Below are 14,212 nucleotides of genomic sequence, written 5' to 3'. Positions count from 1 at the left end.
TCACACGCTGCTAGAGTCGTCGTGACGGAAGCGTCACATGGGGCGACTTCATCCCGATGAGGAGGGGGGATAGGGGCTTGCCGCGATCCGCCTGATGCAAGCGTCCCCTACCGCAAGCTGTTTTCCGAAAGATGCCATGCTCCAAGGAGTGGTGGCCGCCGGAATGATGTTCTCGACCCTCCTGCCTGTGCAGGCGGGTGAGCTGGCTTTGCCTCAGGCGGAGGGCTCGGAGGTGCCGGGTGGAGGGAGCTTGCTTCTTCCTGAGAAGGATGGCGCAGCGCGGCAAAAACTCTGGGTGGCGAGTGGTTCGATGTTCGAGCTTCTGGCAGTTGCCGGGCCGATGAGCGGGATGGATCCACTAGGGTGGACGTATTTGCAGTGGACTCAGCCTGTGGGGCCATGGAGTCCCGAGGTGCTCGCAGAGGTCTCCGTCCTGGAAGTGGATGTGCCATCGCTACCCGATGTTGAGGGCATGGGTCCCTGGGTGCCCGGGCGGGTGCCGGAGGGTGAAGTCCAGGAGGTGGCCGAAGTACTGGAGGGCACGCCATTGCCGATTGAGCAACGCATTGGGACGGCGATCCTAGTGGGTGAAGTCTCCGATGTGACCACTCTGGAGCCGATTGCAGGAGCGATCGTTTCGGTGCCCGGAACGGGCCGCGAAGATGAGACAGATGCGCAAGGGCGCTTTCGCATCGAGGGACTTCCCGAAGGGAATGCCAATGTGGAAGTGCTCAAACTGGGTTACAGCACGGGCACGGCTCCGACGACCCTTCGCAACGGCAACACCTCTGAAGTTCGGGTAGCACTCCGTGTGAAACCTCAGGATACTCAAGAGGGGGAGTACATGCTCGCCGAAGAGTCCATTGTTGGCGAATACACCGAAGCCAATCAGGGGGACTTCAATCTCGATCTCAATCTGACCAACACGCTGAGCTCGGGGCTGTCCAAGGAGGACTTTACCAAGACCGGGGTGAGTGATGCGGCGGGAGCTGTGGGCAAGGTTGCGGGTGCCAACATTGTCGGGGGCAAGTTTGCTGTGGTGCGGGGGTTGGCGGACCGTTACGTCACCACGCTGTTCAACGGCGCGGCGATCTCCTCCGCCGACCCTTCGCGCAAGGCGGTGCAGTTGGATATCTTCCCGACGACGGCGATTCAGGGAATCGACGTGAACAAGACCTACTGGCCCGGGCTGCCAGGAGACTTTGGCGGGGGCACCATCCAGATTCACTCCCTCAACATCCCAGAAGAGCGGGTTGCCGAGTTCAAATACAAGATTGGCACGAATTCCAACCACGAGGATCGGATGCTGGTTCATCCGAATCGGGAGCTGGGCTTTTGGGGAGATGTGGACAATCCCATCCCCGATTCCTTGTTGTGGAGTCTCGACTCAAATGGTGATCCAGAGTCCTTCGAGGCGGGAGGAAATCGAGTGGTGCCTGGCAATACGACCAATGCCACCCTGCAAGCTCGCCAGATCGCGGAGGCGCTCGCCCAGCAGGCGCTCGCCGACAAGCATGTTCAGCAGATGCGAATGCTCGATCAGAGCCAGTCGTTTATGCCGAAAGTGGACGAGCCTGAGCCCTCGGAGTCATTTTCATTGGTCTACGGCGACCGTAAGAAATTCGAGAATGGCATCGAGCTTGGCCTGATCGGCGCCTTTCAGCACAGCACTCATGACGAGGTGAATGCGACGGGTGAGGAGAACCGAGTGACCGAACCCGCCCGAAGCTGGAATGAGGAAAGCTACACTCGCGAGCTCGATTGGTCGGCCTACCTCGGTGCAGGGGTGAAGCTCGGCGAGAACCACCAGATCAATGCGACCTACTTCAAAAAGCACATCGTCTCCGATAACATCACCCACGGCACCGACTATCGGGTGGAGGGTGACGGGGTGTTTGGTGCGTTGGCGAAGAACGATGCGGTGATCAGCCGCTACGGCGCTTCTGCGATTTACACGAAAGAGTTTTGGACCATCGATCCGGTCATCCGGGATACGGAACTCAAGCAACTCCAAGGCACTCACAAAAACGACGCCGGAACGAAGCTGGAATGGTCGATCACTCAGTCGCTTGCACGAGAATCCCGACCTCACACGAGCACATTCCAAAACGGGATGCTCGACTTCACGGATCCATCGATTGCCGCTGCCGCCGCCATTGACCCAACGATCATCTACAATCCCGCACTCGGGAAGATCTCGACGTTGCAGTACTCGACTTTCGTGAACGACGGGATTGGCAGTCTGGATTCTTCCCGTGAGACCCAGACGACGGAAGAAACCGGTTTGGAATCTTCGTTGAGCCTGACGCAGAGCATCTATTTTACCGACGACGAAGAGGACGGTCGGCGGCTCGACATCACGATTGGCGGTAGCCACCTGGACAAAGATCGAGAGCAGTCTGGACGCGTCTATCTGTTGCGGACCGCGAGCTGGGAAAAGTGGGTGGAGCGGAGTCTGCGTTCCTGGTGGACGGATCATCCGGAGATTGCGCCCTTGTCCAGTGGTTCTCCCTTGGATGCGACGACCTTGTTGGACGGAAGTCCCCTCCCGGCAGGGTATGTGAACCTCGGCCAGTATCTTGCGGACCATCCCGATGCCTTGATCGATTACTACAACGGCTACGCCAGCGAAAACACGGGCGCCGTGCCGGGGACTGGATCAGGTTCGTCGAGGGCGTTTTATGTTCTGCCGGATGCTCCTTACTATTTGAACGGTTCCGGCCTCGAAGTGCGCAATGTCGACTCGGACCTCACCTTGCTCGCCTTCCACGCTTCAGCAACTTACTACGATGATTGGTGGCGCGCTGGGCTGGGTGGGCGATGGGAGCAGGAGAAGAAAGCTTATGCGGTGGCCGCTGACCCGTTGACTCGTCTGCCCGAAGATAATCCCTCCCGGTTTGGTTCGATGACGACCGATGCGTTCATGCCGGCAGTCATGGCGGGGATCGATGTCGTGCCTGACAAGGCGATCGTCAACATGGCTTGGTCGCGGACCGTTGCGCGTCCGACCTTCCATGAGTTCTTGCCAATCGAATCGGTGGCTCAGGATACCGGCATCGTCCGTCGCGGAAATGCGGACCTGACCGAGACGAGTATCTCAAACTTCGATATCTCGGCAGACCTCCGCTTCGGTGACCATTGGTCGGGGCGGGTCTCGGCCTTCCACAAGGATCTGACGGATCCGATTGTCGTCGTTCAGCGCGTCGACCTCGGCATCAACAGCAACACCTACGTCAATGGGGACACTGGCTCGATCAGTGGATTCGAGTTGGAGGGTAGCTGGAACTACGGTCCATTTTCGGTAACGGGCAACTACGCCTACATCAATTCGATCCTCAACTATGAGGTCAATCAGGGCTTGGTGATCACCCCCCTGGAAACCCGATTCCCGTTCCAGCCGAGCCAAATCCTCAATCTTACGCTTGGGTGGGCGCCTGAAGATTCTCCGTGGGCGGTCTACCTAACGGCGAACTTTACCGACGAGTATCCAACAATCTTGCGGAGTGAGCCGGACGGGTACGATGTGTGGACTTTGCCCAATCTCACGCTCGATCTGACGGTTGCACGGAAGTTTGAATTCGATTGGTTCACGGGAACCATCACGTTAGGGATCCGCAATCTAACCGAGGAAGACCGCCACTACGAATACCGGGGTGGCCCGGAGACTGGGTCTGCGCCTTATGCGGGGCTTACCTACACGACTGAGACCCCAGGACGAGAGGCTTACCTCGAGTTCAAGGGGAAGTTTTAAGGCGAGCGCCGGGGGGATCTTTCCTCCCGGCGTTTCCGTGTCGGAAGGAGTCGTTTGTGACACGAAAGTCAAACGAAGCAGGTGTCGAGATCGACACAGTAAATCGGTCGTGACAGTGAGGGTGGAGTTGCAGTTTCGGCCCGCCACAGAACCAAGGCACCCCCTCAAGGCGCCTCTTTGGTTCCGAATCAGTCAGCAAACCAATGAAACACGCATCCCACTCTAAAACGCGTCATTCACTTCTTCTCGCAGCGGCGGCCATGCCGTGCGTGATGCAGGCCGCGCAGATCGATGTGATCTCGACGCAAACCGTCACCAACACCACCTACGGTTCTTTGGTGCACGCGATCAATACCAACACCACCTGGACGAAAGACAACGTCTACGTGCTCACGGATAAAGTGTTCGTGACCGGTGGTGCTACGCTCACCATTGAGCCGGGCACGAAGGTCTACTCGACTCTTGATGACAAAGGAACCAGTAACAAGGACGACGATGCTTTCGGTGCCATCGTGGTGACCCGCGGTTCGAAGATCAACGCGGCGGGCACGGCCGATGAGCCCATTCTCTTCACCACGACTGACGAGTTGGAGTTCGAACTCCAGGATGATGTCGATGGCGACGGATTCATTGCTGAGTTTCCTTCCTACACGACCTACTCCCGATGGGGTGGTGTGGTGCTTCTCGGTTCCGCTCCAATCACCATCGGTGGTGTGGGCGACGGTTCGGCTGAGAACAGCATCGAGGGCTTCCAGCCAGGTGCGTCTGCGGACGTCGACGATGATGGTCGCGCTGATGTGATCGAATACGGTGGCAACAATGCCGCCGACAACAGCGGGGTGATGACCTACTGCATCATTCGTCACGGCGGTTACGTCTACAATGCTTCGGCGGGTCACGAGATCAATGGCCTTACCTTGGGTGGTGTTGGCAGTGGCACGACGCTGAGCCACATCGAAGTTTTCGCGAACGCGGATGATGGCGTCGAGTTCTTCGGTGGCACGGTCAACACCGATCACTTCGCGATGGTCTTCAACCAAGACGATTCCTTCGATATCGACGAGGGCCACAAGGGCACTCACCAATTCTGGTTCGCGGTTCAGGCTCCTTATGCTGAAGACGGAGCTTCATCGGGTCACGATAATGGTGGCGAATGGGACGGCACGACCGGGACCATCGTGGACAGCACGGCCAACTCGAGCCCGACGATCTACAACGCCACTTTCATCGGTGCCGGCACCACTGCTCCTGTCGGCAACGACAAGGGCAACAATGCCATCTACATCGACGACCGTTTCGCCGGAAAGGTCTACAACTCGGTCTTTGACGACTACAGCGAGGATCTCATTGAATCTTCGTCGGATGGTCCAGGGACGGGTCTCACTTTCGCCAACAACACCGTGGGCCGGTTCGGTGGTGGAACCCCTGGCTCCAACCTCACCTATCTCAATGGAGCAGGCGCAGCGACCACCTTCTTCGACGCATCGGGCAATCCGATCAACGGCAATTCCAACGCCAACACCGATCCGGCTTACCTTGCCTACTCGCGCGATGCCTCGACGAACGAGCTGAGCTATCTCGATCCACGTCCTTCATCGACCTCTCCGCTTCTGGTTTCGAATGGTGCCACCTTGCAAAGCGGTGCTCCGGTGACCACGGATTACCGCGGTGCTTTCGGTTCGGACAACTGGTTGGCTGGCTGGACGACCTTTGACGCCCGCACCTACACCAGCGTGAAGGTGGATGTCATCGCCGAGCAAACTGTGACGAACACGTCCTTCGGTTCCTTGGTACACGCCATCAACACCAACACCACCTGGACGAGCGACAAGGTCTACATCCTCACCGACAAGGTTTTCGTGACCAACGGTGCGACGTTGACCATCGAGCCGGGAACCAAGGTTTATTCGACCCTCAATGACCAGGGTACCAGCAATAAGGACGACGATGCTTTCGGCGCCATTGTGGTGACTCGCGGCTCGCAGATCGATGCCCAAGGAACGGCTGAAGAGCCAATCATCTTCACCACGACCGACGAACTGGAAGCTGCCAGTGCATTGGACATCGATGGCGATGGATTCGTCGCCACCGCTCCGACTTACACCACTTATGCCCGTTGGGGTGGCGTGGTGCTTCTTGGCTCCGCTCCGATCACCATTGGTGGTGTGGGTGACGGTTCGGCTGAGAACAGCATCGAGGGCTTCCAACCAGGTGCCTCTGCCGACGTTGATGATGACGGTCGCGCCGATGTGATCGAATACGGTGGCAGCAATGCGGCCGACAGCAGCGGGATCATGACCTACTGCAGCATCCGCCATGGCGGTTACGTCTACAATGCTTCGGCCGGTCACGAGATCAACGGTCTCACCTTGGGCGGCGTCGGAAACGGAACCACCCTGAGTCACATTGAAGTCTTTGCGAATGCGGATGACGGCGTCGAGTTCTTCGGTGGCACGGTCAACACCGATCACTTCGTGATGGCCTTCAACCAGGACGATTCCTTCGATATCGATGAAGGGCACAAGGGCACTCACCAGTTCTGGTTCGCGGTCCAAACCCCGTTCGCGGAAGATGGAGCCTCATCGGGCCACGACAACGGTGGCGAATGGGACGGCACGACCGGCACCATCGTGGATAGCACGGCCAACTCGAGCCCGACGATCTACAATGCTACCTTCATCGGTGCGGGAACGACCGCTCCTGTCGGCAACGACAAGGGGAACAATGCCATCTACATCGATGACCGTTTCGCCGGAAAGGTCTACAACTCGGTCTTCGACGACTATCGTGAGCACCTTATCGAGTCTTCTTCGGATGGTCCGGGCACCGGCTTGACCTTTGCCTACAACACGATCGGACGTTTCGGTGGCGGAAGCTACACTGGCAGCAACGCCAGCAACCTGACCTTCCTCAATGGAGCAGGGGCCGCCAACACGTTCTTCAATGCGTCGGGTTCGCCGATCAATGGCAACTCCAATGGAGGTACCAATCCGATGTATCGCAGTTACTCCCGTGATGGGTTCAATGAGCTCCTCGCCCTTGACCCTCGTCCAGCTTCGGGTTCCCCGCTCTGGACGAACAAGCTTCAGTCCGGTGCTCCGGTTGCCACGACCTATCGTGGTGCCTTCGGTGCCGACAACTGGGCCGCTGGCTGGACGTCATTCAGTGCTTCCGGCATCCTGCTGGGTGAAGCGCCCACTACGGGTGGTGGTGAAGCTCCTTTCGCCGACGTCGACAATGATGGCATCTCCGACACGCTCGAAGCGACCGCCGAACTGCAAGCCCTCGGCTTCTCAGTGGGTGTCAACGATAGCGCGCTGTTCGACTCGATCTACACCGAATCCTCGATCCTTGACCTTGTCACCGACAGCCAAGTGATCCTGCAAGCGGAAGGATCGAACGTGGAGTTGGCTCTGCCTGTTTACAAGTCGGGTGACCTCAATGAGTGGACGCCTGCGGGTGATCTGCAGTTGACCCTTCCGATGGAAGGCAACAAGCAGTTCTACCGCATCGATGTGAACGGGGCGCAATAATCCCCGCCACATCTCAACGCTTCAGGCCGCCCGGTTCGATCGAGCCGGGCGGCTTTTTCGTGTGACGGACCTGCCTGCTAGAGCGGATCGCCATCTGACAAAAGCGTCACATCGAACCCGTGGGCAAACTCTCGCGGTTTGATTTGATGCGCCCGCTTTCCCACGACCCCATGCGTGTCCCCATCCTCATCACCGCCCTCGTTCCGCTTTTGGCGGTTCAGGTTCACTCCCAGGAAGCCCAGGTTTCCGAGACGGCTAAGCTCAAGGAATCGGTTCGCGAGTGGATCGAGACCATGCGTGAAATTCAAACGGAAGAGACGTCCTGGGAACGGGATAAGGAACTTCTGGAGGGTCAGCGGGATTCCTTGGATAGTGAGATTGTCGATCTGAAGAAGCGTCTCGATGACGCGCGGGCGGAGAAGGCGGGAGCTGACAAGGAGTCGGTGGATCAAGTTGCCCGTCGCGACGCCTTGCTGAAAGCGGATGAAACTCTGGCAGGGAAGGTCCGAGAACTGGAGTCGTCTCTCCTCGCCCAATTGCCATTGTTTCCGCCGCCCCTGAAAGAGGATCCCCGAGTGAAGGAACTCATGGAGCAGGTGCAGAAGGACTCCATGGCCACCGGTGAAGAGGCGTCCAAAGGCCAGACAAAGCGCCTCAATAACATCCTGAATCTGCTGACCGAAGCCGAGAAGTGGCAGCAGACCGTCCACCTCCGCGAGGAGCTACGGACCACGCCGGATGGTCACAAGTTCAACATGCAGGTGGTCTACTTCGGTCTTGGCTGTGCCTACGCTGTGAATGAGGCCGGAGACTACGCGCTGGTCGGAACTCCGAGCCCCTCCGGGTGGGACTTTGTTCCGCAGAATGATCTCGCTCCGGACATTTTGAAGATGGTGGCCGTGCTCAATGGCGATGCCGATGCCCAATTCATCACCCTTCCGATTTCCCTCAAATGAAACGCCGAATTTCCCTCGCCTTTCTTCTTCTGGCGGGCGCTGCGTTCGCCCAAACGGCATCCGAAAAACAGCTCAATGATGCTCGAGAAGAGCTGAAGACGACGCGTTCGGAGTACACCGCGATGCGCACGGATCTGTTTCGACAGATCAATAAGCTGGACGATGAGGCCCTCGCGCTTGGCACGGAGCTGCGAGGGCTCGAACGCGAAGCCGAGTTGAGGAACAACCAACGGGAGTCCCTCAAGCGTGAGATCGAAGGTCGTGAAGCTGGATTCAATTACACGACAGGAATTCTCAATCAATATGGCGACGCCTTTTTGACGCGGCTCCATCCCGCCGAAAACCAACTCTACAAAGAGCGTATCGACGATGCTGCAGCGAAGGCGACTGCAGCAGGCGACGACCTGCTCACCGAGTTGGATGAGCGGCTGGTTGCGGCTCGGGTAGGAATCGAGCGACTGGGCGCGGTCCTGGGTGGGCATCGGTTTGATGGAGAGGGCCTGCGCAACGGGAGTGAGGCGATCCAGGGGAAGTTTCTCATTCTTGGGCCGTCGGTCTACATGAGGGAAAAGGGCGGCGATTTCGAAGGCGTCGCAACGTTCACCGCAGGAGGCACCGCGTTGCCGACAGTGGTTGCTTTGCAGGGCGTGGAACAAGGCGGCATCACCACAGTGGTCGATTCAGGAACGGGCTCGCTGCCCTTTGATCCCACGATGGGCAAGGCCATCGAAGTTCAGGCCGCCGAGGAATCGCTGGGCGATACGATTGAGGCAGGGGGTTATGTCGGCCATGCCATTCTTCTCCTTGGTGCGATTGCTCTGGGATTGACGGTCTTCAAGGTGATCGAGATCACTCGCTTTCCCGTGCCGTCGCGACGGTTGGTCAACGAGGTCCTCGACGACCTGTTGGCCGATCGGCAGAGCGCTGCGGCGAAGAAGGCGGCCACCATTTCAGGTCTATCCGGGGAGTTGGTTCGAACGGGAGTCGAGCGCTTCTACGAGAAACGACGGGTTTTGGAAGAGGCGTTGTTTGAGAAGCTTGTGGCCATCAAACCAAAGCTCGAGCGCTTCCTTCCGTTCTTGGGGCTGACGGCAGCGGCCGCGCCGCTGATGGGATTGCTCGGAACGGTGCTCGGGATCATCAAGACCTTCAAGGCGATGGCCCTTTATGGCTCGGGTAATCAGAAGGCATTCACTCAGGGGATTTCCGAGGCGCTCATCACCACGGCTGAAGGGCTGGTCGTGGCCATCCCGGTGCTGGTTCTTCACGGGCTGATGAAGAGTCTGGCGCGCGGCAAGTTCTCAGAGGTTGAGGGCGTGGCGATCTCCTTGATGAACGGCACCACCGAGCTGGAGCGTGTTCAGGAATCCAAGGGTGGATCTGCCAAGGAGGATGGCGGCGACGACGAGGATTCTGAGTTGGTTCCCAATCCTATCTAACGCTCATGTGGTCGATCTTTCGCGATGCCCTCCAAACCTTCCTGACCGGTGGGGGCATCATGTACATGCTCGCGAGCGTGGCCTTCATTCTCTATGCCACGGCGTTTGCGGCGCTGGCCTATGTGTCACGGGGAAATCTCAATGACAAAGAGGCTGCCGACTGGCCGAAGTGGCTGGAGGATCCGGCCAATGCTCCCGGGAGACTGGGAGAAGCCCTGCGCTATGTGGTCCACGGGGAGCGACTGACGATCAAGACCGTTCAGCGCCGGATGAGCGAAGTTCGGATGAACGTCGTGGCTGCCATTGATCGTCGGCTTTTGGTCGTGGGAACCCTAACGGCGGCGGCGCCGCTGGCAGGATTGCTCGGTACTGTCATGGGCATGCTGGCGATGTTTTCAGGTTTGGCCCACGGCAAAGGGCAGGCCGGAATGCAAGCGGTGGCGAAGGGAATGCAGGAAGCTCTCATCACCACCCAGACTGGACTCACGATTGCCCTGCCTGGGCTGTTCATTGCGCTGATCGTCAAGAGTAAGCGCGATGCCGTTTCCGCTGCGCTGGCGCGGCTGGAATCTCTCATTCTCATCACCCGCTTTCACCGCGAACACTAAGACGCCATGTTCGGAAAATCTCTAGGAGACGATTCGGATGACGAGGTTCACATCGACCTCTCACCCATGATCGACTGTATTTTCATTCTGCTCATCTTCTTCATCGTTTCGACGGTCTTCGTCGAGGAAACGGGGGTGAAGGTGAACAAGCCGGATGTGGGAGCTGCGGCGAGTGCGCTGGACAGCAATTCGATTCTGTTGGCGGTGACCAAGGATGACAAAGTCTTCTACGGGGGCGAGAGCATCGGCATTCAAGGGATCATCGGTAAGGTGAAGCCCCTGTTGGCGGAGACTCCCGACATGCCGGTGATCATCCAAGGGGATAAGGAGGCCAGCCACGGAATGGTGCAGCGTGTTCATGGTCAGGTGATGCTGGCCGGTGCGCAGAAGGACAAGATCTCGGTTTCCACCAAATAAATGGCGAGAAAACTCCACGTTTATCGGCCGCCGCGCGGGCGCTTTACCGGGATCTTTGCGATTCTCGGGGGCGTGGTGGCGACGATTGCGGTGTTCGTGGCGATTCCCCTTTCCCAAAAGCTTTCGGAAACGCTGGACCCTCCGGTGGCTCCGATGCCCGAAGTGGCTTTGGAGCCGCCGGAAGACTTCTCGATGGAACTGGAGGAGCCGCCGGAAGAGGTGGAGGATACCCCACCGGAGGAACCGATGGAAGAACCCGCGAATCTCGATTTGGGGCTCGATCTGGGAGATCTATCGGTGGGAACAGGCGGATCGTTCATTGTGGAGATTCCTAAGTTTGCCCTTGCTGGCGAAGACGATCCGTTTGGTAGCGGGGATCTGGATAGCCCTCCTCAGCCCGTCACAAAGTCGCAACCGATCTATCCCAACCGCCTGCTCTCGAAAGGGATCGGTGGCAAAGTCGTGGTCGCCGTTACGGTGAATGCGGAGGGAAAGGTGGCGAGTGCGACGATTCGCGATTCGTCGGGCAACCGCGATTTGGATGATGCCGCGTTGAAGGCTGTGCGGAAGTGGACGTTCCGGCCGGCGGTGAGTGGCGGAAAGAAGATTCAGGCGACGGCCCTCGTGCCGTTCAATTTCGAAGTGAAGCGATGATGAGTGTGAAACTGCGATGGAGTGCGCGTGGGCGCGATTGGAGCCATGATCTATGGGCTTGGGCAGTCGTGGCGGCTTGCTGGGCTCCTGCGTTTGGTGAAAAAATCATCCCACCTTCCAACATGTTCCGCGACCCGCAGTTTGTGCGGGATTTCGTCGGCAGCTACGGATTCATTTCGGAGGTCGAGCCGAAAGTCACTCCGGAGGAAAGCCGTGTGCTGGTGAAGATCCAAGAGTGGTTCGAGGAGTCCAAGTTCTCCGAAGCAGAGACGGAGTTGGTCCGTTTCATCAAGGAAACGGAAGCACCGAGCGATCCTGAACAGCAGCCCAAGGAGATCAGTGCCGCGATGGTCTTTGTTTTGGGTAATTTGTATTTCTCGGCGGATCGCACCGATGAAGCGCGGCGCGCATTTCTCGAAGCGCTGCGGCGGTTCCCTAAGTTCCGCAGGGCCCACGTGAATCTGGGCTATTTGTATGTGTCGAAAGAAGAGTTCGACAAGGCGCAGAGCCATTTCCAGGAGGCCATTTCGCTGGGGGAAGGAAATCCTCGAGTGTTTGGGCTCTTGGGCTACACGTATCTCCTCCAGCAGCAGGCGCTGGCGGCAGAGAATGCGTATCGGCAAGCGTATCTGCTCGATCCAAAGTCGAAGGACTGGAAGTTGGGCCTCGCCCAGGCACTTCTCCAACAGGAGAAGTATGACGAAGCGAGTTCCTTGCTCGGGGATTTGATCGAGGAGTTTCCTGAGGATCCTCAGCTTTGGCTGCAACAGACGAATGCGCTGCTCGCGCAGGAGAAGAAGATCGAGGCAGCGACCAATCTTGAAGTCCTGCGCATGAAGGGACTGGCCGGAGAGTCGGAGCTGAACCTTTTGGGTAATCTCTACATGGATCAGAGCGAACCTCAACTGGCTCTTTTCGCGTATTTGGCCGCCTTGGAGAAGGCACCGTCGCTCAATATCGACACGGCATTGAAATCGGCGAAAATCTTGAACGACTACGGCTTTCCCGAGAAGGCCTCCAGTTATGTCGAGGAAGTCCGGCGCAAGGCGGGCGATGGATTGTCCGATGAGGATCGACTGCAGGTGGATTTGATCGAAGTTCAGATTGCTCGGGCCGACGGCAATCTGGTGCGCGTGGGAGCTTTGCTAGAGGACTTGCTGGCGCGTGATCCCGCGAATGGCGAAGTTCTGTTGGAGCTTGGCAAGCATTACGATCAGTTGGCCAAGGAAGCAGACAGCGAAGAGGAGAAGCGCAAATATTTGATGGAGGCCAAGACTCGTTTGCAGGTGGCGTCGGGTCGTGACGGAGACACGGGATACGGGGGGAATCTCGCGCTGGGGCAGCTTCTGACACGGGAGCTCCAGTACGTCGAGGCGCTGCCCTACCTTGAGCGTGCCGAGCAAATGAAACCGAGTGAGAATTTGAAGTCTTACGTCAATAAGGTGCGGCGAGCAGCCGACCGCCAGCGCCAGCGTGAGGAGCGGGAAGCTGCCGATCGCGAAGCGAAGGAGAAAACCAAGCGATGAGTCCCTGTTCCGATATTCCCATGAAACTTCCGATTATTTCCGTCTGGGCGGTGGCGAGTCTCGCAACCGCATCCGCCAACGATGCTCTCGATATTCTCGAGGGTAACAAGAAGGTCGACGAGGTCGCTTTGCCTCCATTGCCGGAAGGGGCGGACGACCCGGCAGCCGAGGACAAGCCCGTAGTCTTTCAGGAAAAAACTTGGTCGCCGAGCCCGCTGGACCCGATTTGGTCGCGTGCGGTGTTGTATGAGAACCCGGATGATCCGTGGATCCAGCAACTGGCGGTGATGGGGTTCTTCGAATTTCGCGGTGCTTGGGGTGAGGCCGAGGTCGCGGGAAAGAAGGTGGTCGATGTGGACACCACTCGGACTCGTCGGGCACGGCTGGGTGCGCGAATGAAGATTTTCGGCCATACGGAGATCGAGGCGGTTGGAGAATTTGCCGGCGACGATGAGTATCAGCGGCTGGAACGGCTGAAGGGAAAGACCCAGTTGCCCAAGGGTTTGGCTGTGGAGTACGGAAAGTTCCGTCCGCACTTTGGTATTGAGGGGTCGAAGGAGCCTCAACAGATGCTGACTCCCAATCGCGCCTTGCTAACTTCCATGCTGATGCCTGCGGAAACGCTGGGGGTGTCGTTTTCCCAGGACAATGAACATTGGGATTGGAGCTTGGGTTGGTTTTCTGGAGATCGTGACCGCGCGATTCCCGGATTTGAGGGCAATGGATTCATTGCAGCGAGCATCGCTTATCAGGGAGATGAACGGATGGAAGACGGAGAAGCCATGCGGGTCCGTTGGCACCTCGACTACATCAATAACATGGATCACCGGAAGAGTGAGTCGGTCCCTCGTTACTCGGTGGCCGGTCAGACGGCTCGCAATGGATTCCAGGGGCCGATCAGCAACCCGGCATTCCGGCATTTGGTTTCGACGGGCTTCTCTGCAGAGGGAGAACGATTTGGCGTGGAAGGGGACTTCATGCTCGCCAATGGTGATCTGAATGCTTGGGGCATGACTCTGACTCCGAGTTACTGGATTCTTCCTGAACGGCTGCAAGTGGTCGGCCGCTATCATTATGCGGACACGGATACGGCAGGAGGCTTAGTTGGTGGTTTGGGCGTGAATGACGATCCGCTCTTCGACAGCACCCCGTTGTATGTGGGTGACGAGTTCCATTCCTTTTATCTGGGAACGAACCTGTATCTCTATCAGGACAAGGTCGTGATCATGAATGGTCTTGAGTATGCCAGCATGAAAGACCAGAGCGGGCTTGGCTTCGATACCGAAGGTTGGATTTGGCACTCGGGTGCGAGGATTTCTTTTTAAGGC

Annotated in this window: 9 protein-coding genes; all 9 read left to right on the top strand. The window is 58.0% G+C overall.

Annotation, left to right across the window (positions count from 1 at the left end):
- Positions 1-94 precede the first annotated feature (94 nt).
- The 9 genes from HNR46_RS02460 (at position 95) to HNR46_RS02420 (ending at position 14,209) form a co-directional block, all read left to right on the top strand.
- Positions 95-3,751, top strand: coding sequence for a TonB-dependent receptor (locus tag HNR46_RS02460; RefSeq protein WP_184015473.1), 3,657 nt, complete (start codon positions 95-97; stop codon positions 3,749-3,751).
- 203 nt (positions 3,752-3,954) lie between these two features.
- Positions 3,955-7,284 (top strand): hypothetical protein, encoded by a 3,330-nt coding sequence (locus HNR46_RS02455; RefSeq protein WP_184015472.1) that lies wholly within the window; start codon positions 3,955-3,957, stop codon positions 7,282-7,284.
- A gap of 170 nt (positions 7,285-7,454) precedes the next feature.
- The gene (locus HNR46_RS02450) at positions 7,455-8,240 is read left to right on the top strand and encodes a DUF3450 family protein (RefSeq protein ID WP_184015471.1); all 786 of its coding nucleotides are present in this window, start codon (positions 7,455-7,457) and stop codon (positions 8,238-8,240) included.
- A complete protein-coding gene (locus HNR46_RS02445) occupies positions 8,237-9,679 on the top strand; it encodes a MotA/TolQ/ExbB proton channel family protein (protein ID WP_184015470.1) in 1,443 nt (480 codons plus the stop codon). The genes HNR46_RS02450 and HNR46_RS02445 overlap by 4 nt, the downstream gene beginning before the upstream one ends.
- A gap of 5 nt (positions 9,680-9,684) precedes the next feature.
- Entirely contained in the window at positions 9,685-10,287 is a 603-nt protein-coding gene (locus HNR46_RS02440) for a MotA/TolQ/ExbB proton channel family protein (protein ID WP_184015469.1), read from the top strand.
- 6 nt (positions 10,288-10,293) lie between these two features.
- On the top strand, positions 10,294-10,704 hold the full coding sequence (locus HNR46_RS02435) for an ExbD/TolR family protein (protein WP_184015467.1): 411 nt from the start codon (positions 10,294-10,296) through the stop codon (positions 10,702-10,704).
- Positions 10,705-11,358, top strand: a complete 654-nt coding sequence (locus tag HNR46_RS02430; protein ID WP_184015465.1) for an energy transducer TonB — start codon at positions 10,705-10,707, stop codon at positions 11,356-11,358. It begins immediately after the preceding gene.
- Positions 11,359-11,480: 122 nt separating this feature from the next.
- Positions 11,481-12,884, top strand: coding sequence for a tetratricopeptide repeat protein (locus HNR46_RS02425; RefSeq protein WP_221284969.1), 1,404 nt, complete (start codon positions 11,481-11,483; stop codon positions 12,882-12,884).
- 20 nt (positions 12,885-12,904) lie between these two features.
- Positions 12,905-14,209: a porin gene (locus HNR46_RS02420; protein ID WP_184015461.1), complete on the top strand. Its 1,305-nt coding sequence runs from the start codon at positions 12,905-12,907 to the stop codon at positions 14,207-14,209.
- Positions 14,210-14,212 lie beyond the last annotated feature (3 nt).

The sequence above is a fragment of the Haloferula luteola genome, from assembly GCF_014201715.1.
Classification (GTDB): domain Bacteria; phylum Verrucomicrobiota; class Verrucomicrobiia; order Verrucomicrobiales; family Akkermansiaceae; genus Haloferula; species Haloferula luteola.
This window is presented reverse-complemented; position numbering and strand designations above follow the sequence as displayed.